The organism is Lactobacillus sp. (assembly GCF_051893255.1).
In the GTDB taxonomy this organism is placed as follows: Bacteria; Bacillota; Bacilli; order Lactobacillales; family Lactobacillaceae; genus Lactobacillus.
The window spans coordinates 1-18,663 of sequence record NZ_JBJFHB010000058.1; the positions used below are offsets into that span (position 1 = coordinate 1).

Annotated in this window: 23 protein-coding genes; 18 read left to right on the forward strand and 5 right to left on the reverse strand. The window is 47.6% G+C overall.

Going from position 1 to position 18,663, the window contains the following annotated elements:
- Positions 1-134: 134 nt before the first annotated feature.
- From ACI4WN_RS04890 to ACI4WN_RS04905, 4 genes are read left to right on the forward strand one after another with little or no spacing between them, the layout of a single operon-like run.
- Positions 135-350 carry a DUF3791 domain-containing protein gene (locus tag ACI4WN_RS04890; protein WP_439777222.1) on the forward strand — a complete coding sequence of 72 codons (216 nt, stop codon included), beginning with the start codon at positions 135-137 and terminating at the stop codon, positions 348-350.
- On the forward strand, positions 347-832 hold the full coding sequence (locus ACI4WN_RS04895) for a DUF3990 domain-containing protein (protein WP_439777223.1): 486 nt from the start codon (positions 347-349) through the stop codon (positions 830-832). The genes ACI4WN_RS04890 and ACI4WN_RS04895 overlap by 4 nt, the downstream gene beginning before the upstream one ends.
- Before the next feature lies 1 nt (position 833).
- Complete coding sequence (locus ACI4WN_RS04900; RefSeq protein WP_439777224.1) at positions 834-1,082, forward strand: hypothetical protein; 249 nt, start codon at positions 834-836, stop codon at positions 1,080-1,082.
- A 27-nt stretch (positions 1,083-1,109) separates the two neighbouring features.
- Complete coding sequence (locus ACI4WN_RS04905) at positions 1,110-1,910, forward strand: Fic family protein (protein ID WP_439777225.1); 801 nt, start codon at positions 1,110-1,112, stop codon at positions 1,908-1,910.
- A gap of 69 nt (positions 1,911-1,979) precedes the next feature.
- Here ACI4WN_RS04905 and ACI4WN_RS04910 read toward each other — a convergent pair whose 3' ends face one another.
- Positions 1,980-3,914: a glucose PTS transporter subunit IIA gene (locus ACI4WN_RS04910; RefSeq protein ID WP_439777226.1), complete on the reverse strand. Its 1,935-nt coding sequence runs from the start codon at positions 3,912-3,914 to the stop codon at positions 1,980-1,982.
- A gap of 189 nt (positions 3,915-4,103) precedes the next feature.
- On the opposite strand from ACI4WN_RS04910, the gene treR reads away from it, so the two are divergent.
- On the forward strand, positions 4,104-4,826 hold the full coding sequence (treR, locus tag ACI4WN_RS04915; RefSeq protein WP_439777227.1) for a trehalose operon repressor: 723 nt from the start codon (positions 4,104-4,106) through the stop codon (positions 4,824-4,826).
- Positions 4,827-4,881: 55 nt separating this feature from the next.
- Positions 4,882-6,552, forward strand: coding sequence for an alpha,alpha-phosphotrehalase (treC, locus tag ACI4WN_RS04920; protein ID WP_439777248.1), 1,671 nt, complete (start codon positions 4,882-4,884; stop codon positions 6,550-6,552).
- Between the two features lie 129 nt (positions 6,553-6,681).
- Here treC and ACI4WN_RS04925 read toward each other — a convergent pair whose 3' ends face one another.
- Positions 6,682-7,251 carry a peptidylprolyl isomerase gene (locus tag ACI4WN_RS04925; RefSeq protein WP_439777228.1) on the reverse strand — a complete coding sequence of 190 codons (570 nt, stop codon included), beginning with the start codon at positions 7,249-7,251 and terminating at the stop codon, positions 6,682-6,684.
- Positions 7,252-7,260: 9 nt separating this feature from the next.
- The gene (locus ACI4WN_RS04930; RefSeq protein WP_439777229.1) at positions 7,261-8,868 is read right to left on the reverse strand and encodes a peptide ABC transporter substrate-binding protein; all 1,608 of its coding nucleotides are present in this window, start codon (positions 8,866-8,868) and stop codon (positions 7,261-7,263) included.
- A 340-nt stretch (positions 8,869-9,208) separates the two neighbouring features.
- Here ACI4WN_RS04930 and ACI4WN_RS04935 point away from each other — a divergent pair, with 340 nt between their 5' ends.
- From ACI4WN_RS04935 to ACI4WN_RS04970, 8 genes are all read left to right on the forward strand, one after another.
- Positions 9,209-9,571, forward strand: coding sequence for a helix-turn-helix domain-containing protein (locus ACI4WN_RS04935; RefSeq protein WP_439777230.1), 363 nt, complete (start codon positions 9,209-9,211; stop codon positions 9,569-9,571).
- A complete protein-coding gene (locus ACI4WN_RS04940; RefSeq protein WP_439777231.1) occupies positions 9,564-9,776 on the forward strand; it encodes a hypothetical protein in 213 nt (70 codons plus the stop codon). Before ACI4WN_RS04935 ends, ACI4WN_RS04940 begins: the two co-directional genes overlap by 8 nt.
- A gap of 27 nt (positions 9,777-9,803) precedes the next feature.
- Positions 9,804-10,091 (forward strand): ImmA/IrrE family metallo-endopeptidase, encoded by a 288-nt coding sequence (locus ACI4WN_RS04945; protein WP_439777249.1) that lies wholly within the window; start codon positions 9,804-9,806, stop codon positions 10,089-10,091.
- Positions 10,092-10,242: 151 nt separating this feature from the next.
- Entirely contained in the window at positions 10,243-10,872 is a 630-nt protein-coding gene (locus ACI4WN_RS04950) for a DUF4417 domain-containing protein (RefSeq protein ID WP_439777232.1), read from the forward strand.
- Complete coding sequence (locus ACI4WN_RS04955) at positions 10,873-11,301, forward strand: hypothetical protein (RefSeq protein WP_439777233.1); 429 nt, start codon at positions 10,873-10,875, stop codon at positions 11,299-11,301.
- The gene (locus ACI4WN_RS04960) at positions 11,289-11,687 is read left to right on the forward strand and encodes a hypothetical protein (protein ID WP_439777234.1); all 399 of its coding nucleotides are present in this window, start codon (positions 11,289-11,291) and stop codon (positions 11,685-11,687) included. The genes ACI4WN_RS04955 and ACI4WN_RS04960 overlap by 13 nt, the downstream gene beginning before the upstream one ends.
- 29 nt (positions 11,688-11,716) lie before the next feature.
- Entirely contained in the window at positions 11,717-12,319 is a 603-nt protein-coding gene (gene pcp / locus ACI4WN_RS04965; RefSeq protein ID WP_439777235.1) for a pyroglutamyl-peptidase I, read from the forward strand.
- 95 nt (positions 12,320-12,414) lie between these two features.
- A complete protein-coding gene (locus tag ACI4WN_RS04970) occupies positions 12,415-12,792 on the forward strand; it encodes a hypothetical protein (RefSeq protein WP_439777236.1) in 378 nt (125 codons plus the stop codon).
- Positions 12,793-13,319: 527 nt separating this feature from the next.
- Here ACI4WN_RS04970 and ACI4WN_RS04975 read toward each other — a convergent pair.
- Positions 13,320-13,766, reverse strand: a complete 447-nt coding sequence (locus tag ACI4WN_RS04975) for a DUF3021 domain-containing protein (protein ID WP_439777237.1) — start codon at positions 13,764-13,766, stop codon at positions 13,320-13,322.
- Between the two features lie 16 nt (positions 13,767-13,782).
- Positions 13,783-14,217: a LytTR family DNA-binding domain-containing protein gene (locus ACI4WN_RS04980; RefSeq protein ID WP_439777238.1), complete on the reverse strand. Its 435-nt coding sequence runs from the start codon at positions 14,215-14,217 to the stop codon at positions 13,783-13,785.
- 250 nt (positions 14,218-14,467) lie between these two features.
- Between ACI4WN_RS04980 and ACI4WN_RS04985 the strand changes: the two genes are divergently transcribed.
- From ACI4WN_RS04985 to ACI4WN_RS05000, 4 genes are all read left to right on the forward strand, one after another.
- Entirely contained in the window at positions 14,468-15,211 is a 744-nt protein-coding gene (locus ACI4WN_RS04985; RefSeq protein ID WP_439777239.1) for a nuclear transport factor 2 family protein, read from the forward strand.
- 17 nt (positions 15,212-15,228) lie between these two features.
- Complete coding sequence (locus tag ACI4WN_RS04990) at positions 15,229-16,761, forward strand: ABC transporter permease/substrate-binding protein (RefSeq protein ID WP_439777240.1); 1,533 nt, start codon at positions 15,229-15,231, stop codon at positions 16,759-16,761.
- Positions 16,762-16,771: 10 nt separating this feature from the next.
- Entirely contained in the window at positions 16,772-17,524 is a 753-nt protein-coding gene (locus ACI4WN_RS04995) for an ATP-binding cassette domain-containing protein (protein WP_439777241.1), read from the forward strand.
- 81 nt (positions 17,525-17,605) lie between these two features.
- Positions 17,606-18,238, forward strand: a complete 633-nt coding sequence (locus ACI4WN_RS05000) for an NAD(P)H-binding protein (RefSeq protein ID WP_439777242.1) — start codon at positions 17,606-17,608, stop codon at positions 18,236-18,238.
- The last annotated feature ends 425 nt before the right edge of the window (positions 18,239-18,663 follow it).

An 18,663-nucleotide genomic window follows, 5' to 3' on the forward strand; every position in this document is an offset into this window, starting at 1 on the left:
AGTGGAAAAGGCTTAAAAAAGCGTACCTCTAGCATATGGCTGGGGTACGTTTTTTGTCTGTTTTTGGACAGGAGAAAGCTGTCCTTTATGATAAAATTTACTGTGAAATAGCAAGTGATGTGAGGTGATTTGTGATGGATCAGGATACTTTTTCTTTTGTAGTGTACATAATTCATGCATGTGCGGATCAGTGGCAAGTTAGCCCATCTAAGGCTTATCAAATCCTGAAAGATAGTGGCTGCTTAGATAATTACCTGATCCCTTATGCCGACATCTTGCACACACAAAGTACGCAATACGTGGTTCATGACCTCGAAAAATATCTTAGCGAGCGAGGAGTGAAAGTATGATCGTTTATCACGGTTCAGACACAGTTGTAGAGCATCCAGATGTAAACCATTCCTTTAGAGATTTAGATTTTGGGAGAGGTTTTTATGTAACGACTGTTAAAGAACAGGCAGAAAAGTGGGCCAAAAGAAAGGCGGCTTTCTCTAAGACTGATTCTCCAGCTATCCTTAATGTCTATGAATTAAAAGAAGACATGGGTGGCTTTAAATTTAAAGATTTTGACGGAGACCTAGATACTTGGATTGACTTTGTATGTAAGTGTCGTGATGGGAACCAAGACTATCGGCAATTTGATCTCATTAAGGGGAAAGTTGCTGACGATAAGGTGTTTCGTGTTGTAGACTTCTATCACAGCGGAATCTGGGATAAAGCAAGGGCAATTAAGGAAATTCGTGTCTACCCGACTTACGATCAGATTGCCTTTATTACTCAAAATTCTATCGACCAGTTACTTAGTTTTAAAAGATATGAGGAGGTTGAATGATATGAACGATGATGTTTTAGAAAAATATTACCAAGAGCGGCTTGAGGAGCGGATCATCTCTCGTTTGGCCGAGGTCAAGCACTTGTCGTTAGAAGAAGCGATGGATATTTACTATCACAGCAACCTTGCCCAAAAGATCCATGAGGGACTGTACGACATCCAGTACCTAGATTATAAGGTACTGGTACAAATTTTACTTGATACTGAATCAGAGCTATTTGAGAATTCAAGTAGGCGTAAGCGGGCTTAATAGTCAGTAGATTGAAAGTAAGAAATTATGTTAGATTACCAACCGCCCTTTCACATGACTGATCGCATTACCAACCTGGTTGCTGAAATTAGTGAGCAGGTTGGCAGAATTGCGGTGCTCTCACACGGCAACCTTAATCCGCACCTGAGAAAGGAAAACCGAATTAAGACAATCCATTCATCGCTTGCAATTGAGCACAATTCCCTGTCTTTAGAGCAGGTGACAGCCATTTTAAACGGCAAAAGGGTTCTAGGCAATCCCAACGAAATTCGGGAAGTCAAAAACGCCTATGATGCCTATGAAATGATGCTCACGCTTGATCCTTATTCAGTCAAAGACCTGCTCAGGGCCCACAAAATGATGATGGCTGGCTTGATCAAGGAAAACGGCAAGTTCCGGTTAGGCGGAGTTGGCGTTTTTGATGGTGAAAAAGTAATCCACATTGCGCCGCCGGCTAGACTGGTCCCGGGAGAGATCCAGGCACTTTTTGACTGGTACCAAAGTTCAGGGATGCATCCCTTGATTAAAAGTGCGATCTTCCACTATGAATTTGAGTTTATCCACCCCTTCGCTGATGGCAATGGCCGGATGGGGCGGATGTGGCACAGCATGCTTTTGGGCAAGTGGAATGAGCTTTTTTACTGGCTGCCGATTGAAGAACTGATCCGTAGCCGTCAGCAAGAGTACTATGATGCCTTGGGCAAGGCGGATGAGGAAGTTGACAGCAGTGCCTTTGTGGAATTGATGCTGGAGATTATTTTGGCGACGCTGAAAGAGACAATTAGGACTTTTTGGCAAGACCCCAACCTATTTACCAAAAAATCTTAGCAAGCAAAAAGACGTACCAACCGGTACGTCTTTTTTACGCGTTTTCAGTTTTTAAGAGGAAAGTGTTGCTTACTTAGTGCCTGGGCGCTTCTTCTTTTCAACCTTTTGACCCATGGTCATGTCGTCATTGTAGCCCCAAACCCAGGTAACGATGAAGGCCACCACGATGGATGCGGCACTGGCGATTAAGAAGGTGTAGAAGCTGTTCAAGTCGCTTGGGTTCTTCGGGTTGAAGAAGCTGGAGAAGCCGATCAAGCCGCCCGTAAACCCGTACATGGTCCCGTGCATCAAGCCGGTGATCAAGCCGCCGACGGCTGAACCCACGCAGCCAGAAGCGAAGACCTTCTTGTAGCGGAGGTTAACCCCGTAGATGGCTGGTTCGGTAACCCCGCAGAAGGCACTAACGGCTGCGGCGATCCCGAGTTCCTTTAAATCAGCCTTTTTAGACTTAATGGCAACTGCTAAAACGGCTGCCCCTTGAGAAACCATGGTTGCAGAAATGATGGCGTTCAAAGCACTTTGGCCGCTGCCAGCGATTTGCTGCGCAACCAGCGGCACCACGCCCCAGTGCAGGCCGAAGATAACCAGCAATTGGTAGAAGGCCCCGATGACCAAGCCGCCGATCCAGCCACTGGAGAGCACCAGCCAGTTGATGAAGGCCGCAATCCCGTTGGCTGCACCTTGGATGACTGGCCCCGTTACCACGATAGTGATGGTGGACACGATCAAGATGGTGAACATTGGGACAAAAATCATCTGCAGGTAGCTTGGCAATACTTTTTTCAGCCACTTCTCGCACTTAGCAGCCAGGTAAGCAGCCAAGATCATTGGGAAGATGGAGTAAGAGTAACTAAGGAAGTTAAAGTGCCATGCACCAAGACTGAACATGGTCTTGCCTTGGCTGCCCCAAGTGATGATTTGCGGGTAGGTGATGAAACCGCCGATTACCGCGGCTACGATTGGATCACTCTTCAGCTTTTTTGCGGCGCTGAAGCCAACCAGGATTGGCAAGAAGTAAAAGGCAGAGTCGGCCATGGCGCTGACCGTGATGTAGACCGTGCTCTTAGTGTTTAAGAGGGCGCCGAGCTGGGGCAGGGTCAAGAGGGCGAGCAGGCCCTTGATGATCCCGGAAGCGGCGATTACGCCGACAACTGGACTCATGGAGCCGGTGATGAAGCCGATCAGGTTGCCAAAGGCCCGGCTGACTGGGTTCTTGCCGTCATCCGTACTTGCTGGCTCATCAGCGCTGTCTGCGTCTTCCAGTTCAGGGAGCTGCGCCATGACAGCGTCATAAACGTTAGTAACTTCGTTGCCGATGACCACTTGGTACTGGCCGCCGGCGTGCATCACGTCCAAGATCCCGCGCTGCTTTTTCAAAATGTCGTCGTTAGCCTTGCTTTCGTCTTTCAGGTAAAAGCGCAAGCGGGTGATGCAGTGGATCAGGCTCTTGATGTTGTCTTTCCCGCCGACGTTTTTAATGATAAAAGTTGCCAGTTCATCATAGGACAGCTTCTTGTTTGTCGTGTCTTCTGCGGCAGCCTCTTGCAAGTAGGCGGTTGCTACCTGGTCGCCGGCTTGGGCTGGGCCTTCAGATAGGTCTAGGCCGGACAGCTTGTCGCCAGAGTTGGTAACCAAGGTCATGATGGTTGTGGCTAGATTTTTACCCTTAATCAAATCCAGGTCCATCTGGGCGATGGCTTGGCCTGCCTTGACTTCTTGACCTTCGGTCACCTTAACGTCAAAGCCTTCCCCATTTAATTGAACCGTGTCGATCCCCATGTGGACCAGGACTTCTAATCCGGTGTCAGTTACGATGCCGACCGCGTGCTTGGTCTTGGCAATCATGGAAATTTTCCCAGAAACTGGCGCCAGGACTTGCCCATCAGTAGGGCTCACGCCGAAGCCTTGCCCCATGATTCCCTGGCTAAAAATTGGGTCGCTGGTTTTATCCAATGCTACTACTTCCCCAGTAGCCGGACTGAAAATCGTCTCTTTCTCACTCATGTTAACTTTCTCCGTTTTCGTTTGTAAGTGTTTTCTTTAACTGACTCTAATCTTAAACTTGTCTATACAAGTTGTCAAGAACTTTTTTGAAGTCGTTTTCTTTAACTAAAAAACAAGGCCAAAAATTATTTGCACTTGTACATACAGATGGTATATAATCAAAGCAGATCGAGGAAAGGAAGGATCAAGATGGCGCAGAGTAAAGCGGATTTGATCGCACAAGACATCGCATCCAAGATAAAGTATCAGCAATACAAGGGCGGCGACCAGCTGCCCAGCGAAAATCAGCTCTCCGAGCTCTACGGGGCTTCGCGGGAAACGGTAAGGAAGGCTTTGAAGCAATTGACCGACCTGGGCCTGATCCAGAAGATCAAGGGCAAGGGCTCAATCGTACTGGACTTAAGCAAGTATGCTTTTCCCATTTCGGCCATTACCAGTTTTGCGGAACTGAACCAGACCCTGGGGATGGAGGCTAAGACGGAAGTTTTGGCTTTGGAAAAAATGGATGAGTTGCCAGACCTTTTTAAAGAAAAGTTCCCAGAGATTGAGAGTGCGCCTGGCTTTTACCTGGAGCGGCGGCGGCTGATCAAGGGCGAAGCGGAAGTGCTCGACTGCGACTTTCTTTTTAACCCGCCGGTGACCGACTTGCCGCAAGCAGCAGCGGAAAAGTCCGTCTACGATTACCTAGAAAAGCAGCTGGGGCTGGACATTTCCTACGCCACCAAGGTAATCACGGTGGAAAAGGCTGACGCTGACGTGCAAAAGAAATTGGACATCAAAGGCGATGTGGTCCTGGTGGCCAGCCAAAACTTTTTGGCAGATACGACCTTGTTCCAGTTGACCCTGTCCTTTCACGACCCCCAAAAGTTTAAGTTCGTTGACTTTGCCAGACGGCAGAAGATTAAGTTTTAACTGGGGCACGAGAAATCAGATGTTAAAAAGCAGAAGACAATACGAGGATGAAGAAATGAACAAACTTGGCCAAAAGGTGATCTACCAGATCTACCCAAAGTCTTTTTACGATGCTAACGGCGTCGGCGTGGGCGACCTGCGCGGGATTATCGACAAGATCGACTACATCAAGAAGCTGAACGTGGACATGATCTGGTTCAATCCCTTTTTCGTATCGCCGCAAAACGACAACGGCTACGACATTGCGGACTACTACCGGATTGACCCCCGTTTTGGCACCATGGCTGACTTTGAGGAGCTGGTGGCCAAGTTAAAGGAAATCGGCGTGGGCGTCATGCTGGACATGGTCTTCAACCACTGCTCAACCGAGCACGAATGGTTTCAAAAGGCCCTGGCCGGGGATGAAAAGTACCAAAAGTTTTTCTATTTAAGAAAGGCCAAGGCCGACGGCAGCCTGCCTAACAACTGGCAGAGCAAGTTCGGCGGACCTGCCTGGGCCAAGTTTGGCGACACCGACTACTACTACCTCCACCTCTACGACCCAACTCAAGCAGACCTAGACTGGCACAACCCTGAAGTGCGAAAAGAATGCGCTAAGGTCGTCAACTTTTGGCGGGCCAAGGGCGTGCACGGCTTCCGTTTTGACGTCATCAACGTCATCGGGAAAGACGAAAGCTTGGTGGACTCGACCGGTGACCCAGCTCAAGAAAAGAGCCTTTACACGGATACCCCGGTCGTTCACCAATTTTTGAAAGAATTAAACCGGGAAAGCTTCGGGCAAGATGCGGGCAGTATCACGGTTGGCGAAATGTCGTCAACCACGATCCCGAACTCTATCGAATACTCCAATCCTGCTGAGCACGAGCTCTCCATGGTCTTCAACTTCCACCACTTGAAGGTGGACTATAAAGACGGGGAAAAGTGGTCCAAGGTGCCATTTGACTTCATGAAGCTGAAGGAACTTTTTACTGACTGGCAGGAAAAAATGGACCAAGGAGGCGGCTGGAACGCGCTCTTTTGGAACAACCACGACCAGCCCTGGGCCTTGACGAGATTTGGCGACACCGGCAAGTACCGGGAAAAGTCGGCGGAGATGCTGGCGACGGCCACGCACCTGATGAAGGGGACGCCATACATCTACATGGGCGAAGAAATCGGGATGATTGACCCAGATTACAGTTCGATTGACGACTATGTAGACGTGGAATGCATCAATGCTTACCGCGAGCTATTGGCAAAAGGGATGAGCGAAGAAGAGGCTTTTGCCATCGTCAAGACCAAGGCGCGGGACAACTCCCGGGTGCCGATGCACTGGGATGACAGCCAGTATGCCGGCTTTAGCCAGGCAACGCCATGGCTCCGGCCGACTGACCAGGACCGGATCAACGTGAAAAAGGAGCTGGCGAGCGGGGAGATTTTTGCCTACTACCAAAAGCTGATCGCCTTGAGAAAGAGCGAGGAGCTGGTTTCAGATGGCCACATCCAGATGGTCTTAAAAGACGACCCGCAGGTGCTGGGCTATAAGCGGTACTTGGACGGCCGGCGCGAGAAGCTGCTGGTTTTGACCAATTTCTATGGGAGCGAGCACGAAGTGGCCCTGCCAGAAGAAGTCCGGGGCTTGGCGGCGCAGGTCTTGATCAGCAACTATGGGCAAGGGGATTTGACCCTGCCGGAAAAATTGACCTTGAAGCCTTACGAAGCGATTGCGGTCAAGGTGGAAGGGTAAAGGAAAGAGCAAGATCCAAGTTGGGATCTTGCTCTTTTGGTTTTGGTGTTGGGTTGAGGCACACTTTTTGGCAAACTAAAGCTTAATCCTCAAGCTAAAAAAGGACAAGCTTAGGCTTGTCCTTTTCTGCTACCGCCAGGTTAGCGGCAATTCTTGTTGTTTCATTCTGTCTGGGTCTGGCAGGCTGAAGTCTGCTGGGTCCAGGGTGACTTTTTCAATAATTTCAGGGATGATAGGTTCGTTAACTTCCACATCGTCATAGGGGAAGTCGGTTACTGGTCGGGTTTTAACCTGGCCCAGGCGCTGGATCTCGTCCATCCCGCTGACGATTTTGCCAAAGACAGGGTAGGTGCCGGTCAGCTGCGCTTGGTCAGTTAAAGGAAAGAAGACTTCACAGCCGGCCAAGCCCATTTCACCATACCCGCCCATGCAGATGGTGCCGGCCTTAACCGGCAGGGGGGTGAGCTCTGGGTGGAGGTCAAATTCGCTAGGGATGAGGTACTTGGCTTCTTTTTTGCCAAAAGCATTGTAGCTTAAATCCACCCACTTGCCAGGGACTATCCGTTGGATGGCATGGCCATCATAGATGTGGTGCTTAATCGCCCAGACGAAGCTGGCGCAGGTGTTGGGCGCAGCGTCTGGCAAAAGCTCAACAACGATTTTTGCCCCATTTTTCATCCAAAAAGTTGTAGTAGCCATGGCCCCTCCTTAATTGAAGTAGGCCCGGGTGTAGTCGGAAACCCCGGTTGTGTGCCACAAAACGCCCTTAAGCTTGGAGTTGACCAGGTGGTCTTCAACTTCCGTACACAGCGGGATAACTGGGTTGTCTCTGCTTAGCTGCTTTTGGGCATTGAGCAGGTTCTTAAAGTAAGCCTTCTTAGAGGAGGCATTTTCGGACTTGGCCAAACTGAGCTGCTTGTTAAAGTTGGCGTTGGTGTACTTGCCGAAGTTGTGGGAGTTGGTCAATTCTTGGGTTTCCAGCTCGCTCATTGGGTCGGCGTAGTCGTTCATCCAGTAGCTCAGTTGCAGGTCAAATTGCCCCTTAACGGCCAAGTTGTAGGCAGACATGAATGGCAAGGACTTGACTTCAATCTTCACGTTTGGCAGCTTGCTTTCGATTTGCGATTGTAAAAATTCTGCCTGGTTCTTGTCAGTTGACGTGTCGTAGCCAACTAAGGTCAAGGTGACACTGGACTTGCCCAGTTCCTTCAAGCCTTCCTTCCACAGCTTTTTAGCCTTAGCAACATTGTAGGTTTCCTTAGGCTTGGCCACAGTGGCGAAGTCCTTGTTAGTGCCAGGGTAGTTGGCAGCACCTGGGGAAGAGTAAGTGTATGAAGGCTTTGAGCCGTTTGCCATGACTTTTTCCGCTAATTGCTTGCGGTTGATGACCAGGTAGAGGGCTTGGCGCAGCTTAGCGTTGGCTAAAACTTTGCCCTTAGCTTGGTTGGTTCTGATGAAGTAGTTGCCGGACCGGTCCACGTACTTGAGGTGCTTGTCATTCTTCAAGCCTTGGGCAGTGGTCCCGGTGATCATGGCGTCGTCTAGGCTGCCTTGCTGGAAGAGCTGGTGGGCGGTGTTGGCTTCTTTGACCACTTGGTACTTGATCTTGGTCAGCTTGACTTCAGACTTGGCGTAGTAATTTGGATTTTTGACCAGGGTCCAGGTGTTAGCACCAGCCTTCCAGCTGCCCAGTTTGAAGGCGCCGTTAGAGGCAAAAGTCTTCATGCTCGTGCCGTACTTTTTGCCATATTTCTTGACCAGCTTGGTGTCTTGCGGCAAGAAGGAGGTCATGGTCAATTTTTCCGTAAAGGTTGGAATTGGGTATTCCAGGTCAACCACCAGCTTGTGCGTGCCTACTGCTTTGACGCCAAGGGTAGAAGCCTTCTTTTTGCCATTTTGAATGGCAGTAGCGTTCTTGATGCCTTGGTAGATGTAGCTGTAGCCGGACAGAGAAGTTGGTGCCACCCCTCGTCTCCAAGCGGTTACGAAGTCTTCAGCAGTCACTTCGTCGCCATTGGACCATTTAGCGCTTCTGAGGTAGAAGGTATAGCGCTTGCCGCCGTTAGACTTGACGGTCTTCTTGGCCAAGGCGGCAACGGGTTTGTTGTTTTTATCCGCGCGGAAAAGGCCATCGTTCATCTGTTGCAAGACGTCCCAGATCGGGACGGTGGTGCTGGCTGATTGGTCAAAAGTGGCGATGGTGTCGCTTTCCATCAGGTTCAGCGTGGTTTTGGCGGTGGATGTATTGGATTTGCCGCAGGCAGTGAGCATGAGCCCAGCTGCGAGGGCGGCCCCTAGGGATGCTGCTTTCTTCATGGTTTCCTCCTTACTATGCTGGAAGATTGGTAGATGCATTAAATATTGATTAAGATTTTTATCATAATCTAACACTGATGGCGGGAGTTTGTCAATGAGGGGTGAGGGGGGAGGCGGCGTCATGCTCGCTTTTTTAACTATTGTCTTGAGCTTTTTAGCTATTACTCAATTGCTTTTACTTTAGTGGTTGATATTTTTTACCAAAAAAGGTTAATATATAACTAAGGGAAAAGTTGTGTTCACTAACAACTACATACAAGAATAATGATTAACTTTTCATTTTCTGGCACTTGCTTAACTTTTTCCCTATTTTGCTAAAAAATTTTTGAGGAGAAGTATTATGGCAACTACAGCACTTGGAAAATACCTAAGAAAGATAAGGATCGATCATGATGAGCGACTTTATGATATGGCAGAGAATCTTGGCATTAGTTCAGCATTTTTATCAAGCGTTGAAAATGGACATAAAAAAGCCTCAGATTCATTGATAAATAAGATAATAGAAAACTATCACCTTACACAAGAACAACAGAAGGAGTTGCTTTATGCTAAAAGTAAGAGCGTTAGCAAAATTGATCTTTCTTCATTTTCACCTGAAAAGCAAGAGGCTACATTAATGTTTGCTAGAAAATTTGATGATTTAACAGATGAACAAGTTCAAAGAATTAAGAAAATTTTGAAAGGAGATGATGAGAGTGATTAGCTATGAGAGTAATTATCGTACTGTTCCAAAATCTCGGAAAGATATTAGGAATATTGCAAAAGCTTTAAGAGATGAGTTGGGAATCCCACAAGGTCAACTCTACGTAGATATTACTAAAGTTTTAGAATTAATGTGTGATGCAGAGCCTGCTTTTTCTTTCGAAGTAGTAGATGACAACGTTCTTGAAAAAAATGTTCAAGCATAATCTGATATTGATAAGCATACTATCTTCATTAAAGAATCGGTTTATATTGGAGCAATTCATAATTGTGGTAGGGATAGAATGAGTATTGCGCATGAAATCTTTCACATATTGCTCCATCAGAGAAATACATTAGTACTTTATAGTAGGGAAGAAGGCACACTGAAGAGATATGAGAATCCTGAATGGCAAGCCGAATGTTTTGCAGGGGAATTTCTAATGCCATATTCTCAAATAAAGACAATGGATAAAGATGATATTATAAATAAATGCAAGGTTTCAGAAAGAGCAGCCAATTATCAATTGACACATATTTAATGTCGGTAAAATAGCGAAAGCACAAAAAAGACAGTTGCGCCAACAACTGTCAGATAAAGAACCTTGTTAAGATCTCTATTTTCACATTAATTTTAACATGGTTCTGAGAATTTTGCTTGAAAACTTTAATTCTGATACACAGGAGGCAAAATTGGACAGAATAATTAATTTAAAGTTTACTAATGGTGACGAATTTCCAATTTTACAAAAGCAACGATTTGATTTTGTAAGACCATTTCAAATGATTCGTTTTTCTGATCGCAACAAAGCATCACTCATAGACTCGGTTTGCTTTTACGAATGGGATAAAAAATTTGAAAGTCAGCTAAAAGAAGAAAAAATACATAAAATAATACCATCTTTAAAATTAGCGGGTTCAGTTGTTCAACCAGATTACAGTATTTTTGCAGATGAACCTTTAATTTTGCAAAAAATGGCTGTTTTTGAGAAGAATCGTGTAGCTGCAGAATTGCAATCCGCCGGAATTGAAGTGATTCCAAATTTGCGATGGGGTGATAAAAGATCGTACGATTTTGCTTTTGTAGGAATACCCAAAAATCAAATTTGTGCGATTGGAACTTATGGTCAGATTCATGATGTTGAAAAGAGAGAGCTATTTGAGTCTGGACTTGAAATTGCACTAGAGTCTGTCCGTCCAAGAGAAGTTCTAGTTTATGGTAGTATGCCCAATGATATTTTTGGTCCATACAAAAATATCATTAAATTTACAAGATATCCAAGTTGGCAGGAATATTTTAGTAAAACAGGAAAGGCATGCTAAATGGGGTCAGGGTACAAAGGATATTTAAACACCGAAGGTGCTGAAAAGAGATTTAAGCCAACTGAATTGATGAACGAATTGCGGCATAGCGGTGCCAAGTTCTCTGAAAAAGATGTTATTCTAATAACTAAAAACTATAACGGCAAGCTTATATGGTTAGAAAATGGAAATGATAGATCTGGCCTTCAACATATTCTGAAAGGGCATAAGAACAATTTTAAAGGTGAGAATATTATTGAACTAATTAAGGAGCTATCTTCTCAAAAGCCGTTACGACATATCGAACGCAATGAAGGGAAACAATTATGTGATGTTTTTCTTTATAAAAGAAATGGTAATGAGTATTTGTTAGCATATGGTGATAATGGATACATCGTCACATTTTATAGAATTAGTAGAGGAAAAAAGAGGAAAAAATGTATACAGTAAAAAAAATAATTCCATATGAGTTTACTAGAGATATTATTTTTGAAAGTTCTAAAGGGCAAGAAATTACAGTATTTGACGATTCAGATCTAATTGGAAATGATGACTTTGCTTTCTTGAAAGTTGGTCAATCATACAATATTGTGATTGGCATTTTAGGCGATTTGGCTAAAACAGGAACCGAATTTACAGTTCTTGGAAAAAGGTCAATTGAATCAATATCATTTTTGGAATTAGCAGATGGTGACGAAAATATTTTTTGCCTAGAGCCAGATGGACAAGAGATCGATGATTTGACTGAAAAAAGTAAAATTAGAGTTGATGTTGAAAGATATGACCTTTTGCAAGTCGACAATGTGGTCCATGGCAGATTTAAGTTAGGGATCTAGTGGCATAATCGATAGGAAAAGGAGATATTATGAAAGTTTTAGTTACTGGCTTTGATCCCTTTGGCGGAGAGCAGGTCAATCCCGCGATCGAAGCCGTCAAGTGGCTGCCTGACGAGATCGCCGGCGCGCAGATTATCAAGCTTGAGATCCCGACCATTTTTGACAAGAGCGCTGAGCTTATTCACGAAGCCATTATCAAAAATCATCCCTATTATGTCATCAACATTGGCCAAGCCGGGGGACGTGCGGCAATTACCCCGGAGCTAGTCGCCATCAATTTTGACGATGGGAGCATCCCTGATAATGCCGGTTTCCAGCCAATCGACCGCACCATCCACATTGATGGTCCCGCTGCCTACTTCACCCAGCTTCCTGTCAAAAAGATGGTCAAGGCTATTCGCGAAGCTGGTTTGCCTGCCCGCGTGTCAACCACGGCCGGCACCTATGTCTGCAACCACGTCATGTACCAGGTCCAGTACATGCGCGATAAGGAATTTCCTTGGCTTAAAGCCGGTTTCATCCACATTCCTTTTTTGCCAAGTCAGGTAACAAACGAGTATAACCAACCATCTATGAATTTAGGCGACATAGTTGCCGGATTGACCGCAGCCATCGGGGCTGCCTTGGCCTGAAAGATTGATAAAAAGTAATTAGAACTCCTTATCAATCGGTGATACAATCTAATTAGTTAAAAGATGTGCGAATTAATGTGATTGTGGTGAAGATGATGACTAAAGTAATTAAAATTCTTGCAAATATTGCTGTTGCTGCTACTTTGGCTGCGGGCGTTGGCGCCGTATTGCCAAGCCAAACTGCTACGGTTAGCGCCGCTACTAAGAAGTCCGTTAAAAAGGTAGCCAAGAAGAAGGCAGCTAAGAAGAAGGTTGCTAAGAAAACCACTAAAAAGGCAGCTAAGAAGGCCGTAGCTAAGTCATCATCAAAGAAGACTAGCAAGAAGGTTGCTTCAACTAGTTCATCATCAAAGACTAGCTCAGCTACTAAGAAGTCTTTGGTAAGCAGAGAATCTTACCCAACTAGAAGAGTTGCTGACCCAGCACCAGCTTACCCACGCGTACCAAAGGTTCCAACTACTGTTGAAGAATAATTAAAAGATCAAGGTTTCCGGATTTGGAAACCTTGATCTTTTTTTTTGTCTTAATTGGCGGTAGCCGTGGCGATTTTGGGTAGGTTGGTGCCCCCTGACAACGTAGCCATGGCAATATTGGGTAGGTTGGTGCCCCCTGACAATGTAGCCATGGTGGTTTTGGGTAGGTTGGTGCCCCCTGACGACGTAGCCATAGCGATTTTTGGTAGGTAAGTGCCCCCTGACAACGTAGCCATGGTGGTTTTGGGTAGGTTGGTGCCCCCTGACAACGTAGCCATGGCCGTTTTGCGCAGGTCGTGCCCCGCAATCTTGTTAGCCGAAGCCTTTTTACGTGGGTCGTGCTCCGCAATCTCGTTAGCCGAGGCCGTTTTACGCAGTCCGTGCCCCGGAATCTCGTTAGCCGAGGGTGTTTTGGGTGGATCGCTGCCCCGCGATCTCGTTAGCCGAGGCTGCTTTGTCGTCCAATTCCCCCAACCTTCGTTAGCCAAGCAAAAAGTCCTTGCTGTGACGTCAAGTACTTTTTGCAGTTACTTCTTCAGCTGATCGTTGATCTGCTGGACCTCCTTCTTCGCGATGTGGGAGCTGATCGTCCAAACAATCACGTAAGTCAGGATAAAGATCAGGGTAAAGATGCCGAAGTTCGGCCAAGTCATTGGAAACCAGCCAGCCCATACTGCTAGTGGGCTGAAGCCCAAGTAGTAGATCAGGAAGTTGATGATAGTCTGCTTGAGCGGCGACCAGGATTTAATGGAAAAAATGTAAGCCCCGGCGCTGAAGACCAGGCCCATCAGCATCCAGAGCAAGACGGAAACCGCCATGGCGTTTAGGGGACGGTCAAATTTGTTTACGAAGGCTGGGGATGATGGGTAGTAGGTCTTAGCCCTGTACAGGTAGCAAAAGAAGAGGGAAAAGCCTAACCCGATAGCAATGCCTAAAAACATGCCGCGCAGAATCGGCAATACATACTTTTTCATAATAGGTGCATCCTTTCTACAATCCGATCCGCTCTTTCAAATTCTTCATCTTGCGGCGGGAAATCGGAATCCGCTGCTGATTTTTCAACACGACGTCGATGGCGCCGTTATCCAGTAAAACTAAATGATCGATGTAGTTGAAGTTGAAAAAGGCGCTCCTGGAGGCTTCGACGAAGTCATTAGATAGCAGTTCTTTTACGCTGGCCAACTGTTTGTAGTAGGTATAGTGGCTGCTTGCCGTTGACACGTCCAGCCCGTGATCAGCCGTCTGGATAGCGTAGATCTCGCTAAAAGCAATTGGCTTCAGCTCATCGCCTTGGTAGCACCAGAGGACCTGCTTTTTGCTGTCTAGGTACCTGATCAGGTTAGCCAGTTCCGGGGTCATCTCTTTCACCCAAATCTCGGCGCGCTCTTCGTCAAGATTTTCATCGACGTGACAATTAATCTTCATCTGCTTTCCTCCTTTCGCTTTGATTAACTTAAGTATAACAAGCCTTGGGTTAAATTTGGACAAACTAAGGTAAACGGTACCAAGTGGCTTGTGAACGGTAATTTTTTGGAAAAAATGGTATGGCATAAGTGCTTTTGCTTACAAAAAGTTTGAATCTTAGCAAAACGAATATAACTGAAATGTTGACAGCTGATTTTTGAACGAGTATAGTTAATGTAATGAATAAAGTTACATCAAAAAGGCAAACCACATGTCAAAACAAATGCAAAACGCTACTAACCTATACTTAAGAGGGATCCGCGACGGCCACATCGACGAAGTCCTGGACAACTACATGGGCGAAAGCTATACCCAGCACAGCACCGGGGTCAAGGACGGCAAGGCGGGGTTCAAGGAATTTTTCCAAGACTTCCACAAGCGAAACCCTGAGCGGGAAATCCAGATTGTTCGCACTTTTGAAGATGGTCCATACGTCTTCCAGCACGTTTACCAAAAATTGAACGGCGGCCAGGCCCAGTGGATCACGGCCGACATTTTTAAAGCCGATGACCAGGGGAGGATTGTCGAGCACTGGGACGTGATCGATGCTTATCCACAGGAAAAGCCAGCGGTAGACCCGATTTTTGGCGACTTCCAAATCGAAGACGAAAATCAAACTGAGCAAAATAAGGCAAAAATCCGTCTTTTCTTGACCTATGTCATGCAAAATCACGACTATTCGCGCTTTAATGATTTTGTTAAGGACAATTACGTCGAGCACGATGCGGTCAGCTACCTGGACTACCTGAAGGACAATGACGTGACTTACGACTTTGTCTTCAAGGTCATCGGCCAGGGCAACTACGTTGTAAGCTATTCCCAAGTCACCATTGCTGGTACGGCTTACGCCATGTTCGACATCTTCCGCTTAGAAGGCGGCAAGATTGCTGAGCACTGGGTCAACAAGGAAGTCATGCCGAAGAGGGGCGAATTAACCAACTCCGGCAAGTTTTAAGAAAAAAGAGGAAGCAAATGAGTCAAGTATGGAATCTGTTAACTAGCAAGTGGAGCTTTTTTGCCGGGCTGATCGGCCAGCACCTGGTCATTTCCCTGTCAGCCATTGCTATCGCCATCCTTTTTGGCGGGGCCTTTGGCATCCTGATCAGCCAGTATCAAAAAAGCGCCAAGCCCACGCTGGCTGTGGTCAACTTTTTATACACGATTCCGTCCATTTCTATGCTGGGCTTCTTAATTCCTTTTTCCGGGATTGGCAACCTGACGGCCGTGATCGCCTTGACTATTTACGCCCTCTTGCCCATGGTCCGCAATACCTATACGGCGATGACCAACGTCGATCCCCAAATCCTGGAGGCGGCCAAGGGGATGGGCAGCACCCGCTGGCAGATCTTGACCAAGATCCAGCTGCCTTTGGCCATGCCCGTCATCGTTTCCGGCATCCGCAGCATGGTGACCATGACCATTGCCCTGGCCGGGATTGCCTCTTATATTGGCGCCGGCGGCTTAGGCGTGGCGATCTACCGGGGGATTTCGACCAATGACTCGGCCATGACGGTGGCCGGCAGCTTGCTGATTGCGGCCTTGGCCTTGATCATTGACGCCATCTTGGGCTTTGCGGAAAAAAGAATGCAGCTGCGGACGAAAAAGGCTAAAAAGACCAACCGCCGCCTGGCGCAAGGGGCCCTGGCTTTGGCGACGATCGCCCTCATTGCCTTTTTCTGGCCCAAAAAGCAGGAAGAAAGCATCCACATTGCCACCAAGCCGATGACTGAGCAGTACATCTTAGGTGCCATGCTAAAAGACGTGATTGAACAAGACACCGGGATCAAGGTCGAAATCACCCAGGGCGTGGGCGGCGGCACGTCTAACATTGAGCCGGCCCTAGAAAAAGGCGACTACGACCTTTATCCCGAATATACCGGGACTGGCTGGAACATGGTGTTGAAAAAGAAGAGCCAGTATTCTGAAAAAATGTTCGATAAGCTCCAGGCTGGCTACCAGAAAAAGGGGCTGACTTGGCAGACCATGCTGGGCTTTAACGACACCTACGGCCTTGCGGTTAGAACCGCTATAGCCAAAAAGTATGGGCTGAAGACTTATTCCGACCTGGCCAAGCTTAACAGCAAGCTGACCTTGGGGGCTGAACCAGACTTTTTTGGCCGGGCCGACGGCTACAAGCTGCTGCAAAAGACTTATGGCCTGACTTTTAAGGCAACGAAAGACATCGATATGGGGCTGAAATATCAGGCGATCAGCTCTGACAAGGTGGACGTCATGCCGATCAACACGACCGATGGCCAGCTGGCCAAGGCGCCGGTAACCGTCTTGAAAGACGACAAGGAGATGTACCCGTCTTATGAAGCCGGGCTGGTGGTTCGCCAAGATTCTTTGAAAAAGCACCCCGAACTTGGCAAGGCGCTGCAGAAACTGTCAGGGGTGCTCAGCGAACAAGAGATGTCCCAGCTGAACTACCAAGTGGAAACGAAGAAAGAGGAGCCGGCTGCGGTGGCGAAGGCTTTTTTACAGAAAAAGGGCTTGATTAAGTAAGGAGAACGAGATGACGACTGCAATTGAATACCGGCACGTGGGAAAAAGCTACGGGGAACGGATCGCGCTGAAGGATTTGACTTTGAAGATTGACCAGGGCGAGTTTGTCACTGTCGTTGGGTCCTCCGGCGGGGGGAAGACGACCGCCCTAAAAATGGTCAACGGGCTGATCCAGCCAACTAGCGGGGAGATTCTGGTCAACGGGAAAAGGATTAAAGATCAAGACCAGATCCAGCTCCGCCGCAGCATCGGCTACGCCATCCAGGGCAGCGTTCTTTTTCCCAATATGACCGTGGAAGAAAATATCGCCTACGTGCCAAGCCTGTGGAATAAAAAGGATAAGGCAAAAACCGCCAAGGCGGTGGACAAGTGGATGAAGATTACGGGGCTTGACGCGAGTTTGAAGGACTGCTATCCAGACGAATTGTCCGGTGGCCAGGCCCAGCGGGTGGGGATTGCCCGGGCGCTAGCGGCGTCACCGGACATCCTCTTGATGGACGAGCCCTTTGGCGCTGTTGACGCCATCACCCGCGAGCAGCTGCAGGCCGAGATCAAGCGGATCCAGCAGGAGACCGGGGTTACCATTCTTTTTGTCACCCACGACATCGAAGAAGCCCTGAAGCTGGGGACCAAGATCTTGGTGATTGACGGCGGTGAAGTTCAGCAATACGACGCGCCTTCTGAAATCCTGATGCATCCGGCTACCGCCTTTGTGGAAAAGTTGGTGGAAAGAGAGCGGAAGCTGATAGCAGAATTTCGGTAAAGTGCTTTTGCTTGTTTTTTGCTTACAAAAAGTTAGAATGATGGTATAGTAAGATTTTTAGCAAAAAGCAAGGAGAGTAACATGAAAGTATTTGTAGCTGGTGCCAGCGGCCGGGTTGGCCAAGAAGTTGTGGAAGAGTTATTGGCAGAGGGCCACACGGTAACGGCGGGTGCGCGCCATTTGGACGCAGTCGACGATCGGGCGGAAAAAGTGGTGATGGACCTGCACGCGTCAGTAGACGATTTGGCCAAGCTGATCGAGGGCAGCGACGCCGTGATTTTTACCGCGGGTTCAAGGGGCAAGGACTTGCTGCAGGTGGACTTGAATGGGTCGGTCAAGCTGCAAGAAGCGGCCAAAAAGGTTGGCGTGAAGCGCTTCGTGCAGCTGAGCTCAACTTTTGCCCTGGAACAAGACAAGTGGGCTGAGGTGCCGGCTTTGGCGTCGATCATGGACTACAACGTGGCCAAGTTCTACGCGGACCGCTGGCTGCTGGACCATCCGGGGCTGGATTGGACCATTGTGCAGCCAGGGGTGCTGGAAGAGCGGGAAGCAACGGGCACGGTGGCCATCAACGATGGTGACTACGGCAGAAACAGTATCCCGGACGTAGCGCGGGTGTTAGCCGGCAGCTTGGCTCACGACAACACGGTGGGCAAGGTGCTGATGATGCACGACGGCGATATGGCGATTGACGCTGCGCTGAGTGAGGCGTAGTTAGGTAGGCTGCTGGGCAGGGATGCCCAGCAGCTTTTTTGCTGTGGTGCGGGTGGCGGCGGCGCGGGTATGGGTGGGTTCGAGGTCTCCTTTGTATATCATCTAGCTAGGAGAAGGTCTTCTTTGTATATCATCTAGTTGGGCGGAGTTCTCCTTTGTCTATCATCTAGTTGGGCGGAGGTCTTCTTTGTATATCATCTAGTTGGAAAAATGTCTCCCGAGTATATTAACTGCTTTCGAGAGTGACCATTTTTGGCGCAGATGATATAGAAAGGGGACATGGTCTGATTTAGATGACATAGAAAGGAGACACGGTTTGATCTAGATGATATAGAAAGGAGACATGGTTTGATCTAGATGATATAGAAAGGGGACATGGTCGACCGCAGATGATATACAAAGGAGGCCTTGCTTGGCCCTGACGG

Coding starts and splice junctions, on each gene's coding strand:
- ACI4WN_RS04890 (WP_439777222.1), top strand. CDS start 135: ATGGATCAGGATACTTTTTCTTTTGTAGTGTACATAATTCATGCATGT.
- ACI4WN_RS04895 (WP_439777223.1), top strand. CDS start 347: ATGATCGTTTATCACGGTTCAGACACAGTTGTAGAGCATCCAGATGTA.
- ACI4WN_RS04900 (WP_439777224.1), top strand. CDS start 834: ATGAACGATGATGTTTTAGAAAAATATTACCAAGAGCGGCTTGAGGAG.
- ACI4WN_RS04905 (WP_439777225.1), top strand. CDS start 1,110: ATGTTAGATTACCAACCGCCCTTTCACATGACTGATCGCATTACCAAC.
- ACI4WN_RS04910 (WP_439777226.1), bottom strand. CDS start 3,914: ATGAGTGAGAAAGAGACGATTTTCAGTCCGGCTACTGGGGAAGTAGTA.
- treR (WP_439777227.1), top strand. CDS start 4,104: ATGGCGCAGAGTAAAGCGGATTTGATCGCACAAGACATCGCATCCAAG.
- treC (WP_439777248.1), top strand. CDS start 4,882: ATGAACAAACTTGGCCAAAAGGTGATCTACCAGATCTACCCAAAGTCT.
- ACI4WN_RS04925 (WP_439777228.1), bottom strand. CDS start 7,251: ATGGCTACTACAACTTTTTGGATGAAAAATGGGGCAAAAATCGTTGTT.
- ACI4WN_RS04930 (WP_439777229.1), bottom strand. CDS start 8,868: ATGAAGAAAGCAGCATCCCTAGGGGCCGCCCTCGCAGCTGGGCTCATG.
- ACI4WN_RS04935 (WP_439777230.1), top strand. CDS start 9,209: ATGGCAACTACAGCACTTGGAAAATACCTAAGAAAGATAAGGATCGAT.
- ACI4WN_RS04955 (WP_439777233.1), top strand. CDS start 10,873: ATGGGGTCAGGGTACAAAGGATATTTAAACACCGAAGGTGCTGAAAAG.
- ACI4WN_RS04960 (WP_439777234.1), top strand. CDS start 11,289: ATGTATACAGTAAAAAAAATAATTCCATATGAGTTTACTAGAGATATT.
- pcp (WP_439777235.1), top strand. CDS start 11,717: ATGAAAGTTTTAGTTACTGGCTTTGATCCCTTTGGCGGAGAGCAGGTC.
- ACI4WN_RS04970 (WP_439777236.1), top strand. CDS start 12,415: ATGACTAAAGTAATTAAAATTCTTGCAAATATTGCTGTTGCTGCTACT.
- ACI4WN_RS04975 (WP_439777237.1), bottom strand. CDS start 13,766: ATGAAAAAGTATGTATTGCCGATTCTGCGCGGCATGTTTTTAGGCATT.
- ACI4WN_RS04980 (WP_439777238.1), bottom strand. CDS start 14,217: ATGAAGATTAATTGTCACGTCGATGAAAATCTTGACGAAGAGCGCGCC.
- ACI4WN_RS04985 (WP_439777239.1), top strand. CDS start 14,468: ATGTCAAAACAAATGCAAAACGCTACTAACCTATACTTAAGAGGGATC.
- ACI4WN_RS04990 (WP_439777240.1), top strand. CDS start 15,229: ATGAGTCAAGTATGGAATCTGTTAACTAGCAAGTGGAGCTTTTTTGCC.
- ACI4WN_RS04995 (WP_439777241.1), top strand. CDS start 16,772: ATGACGACTGCAATTGAATACCGGCACGTGGGAAAAAGCTACGGGGAA.
- ACI4WN_RS05000 (WP_439777242.1), top strand. CDS start 17,606: ATGAAAGTATTTGTAGCTGGTGCCAGCGGCCGGGTTGGCCAAGAAGTT.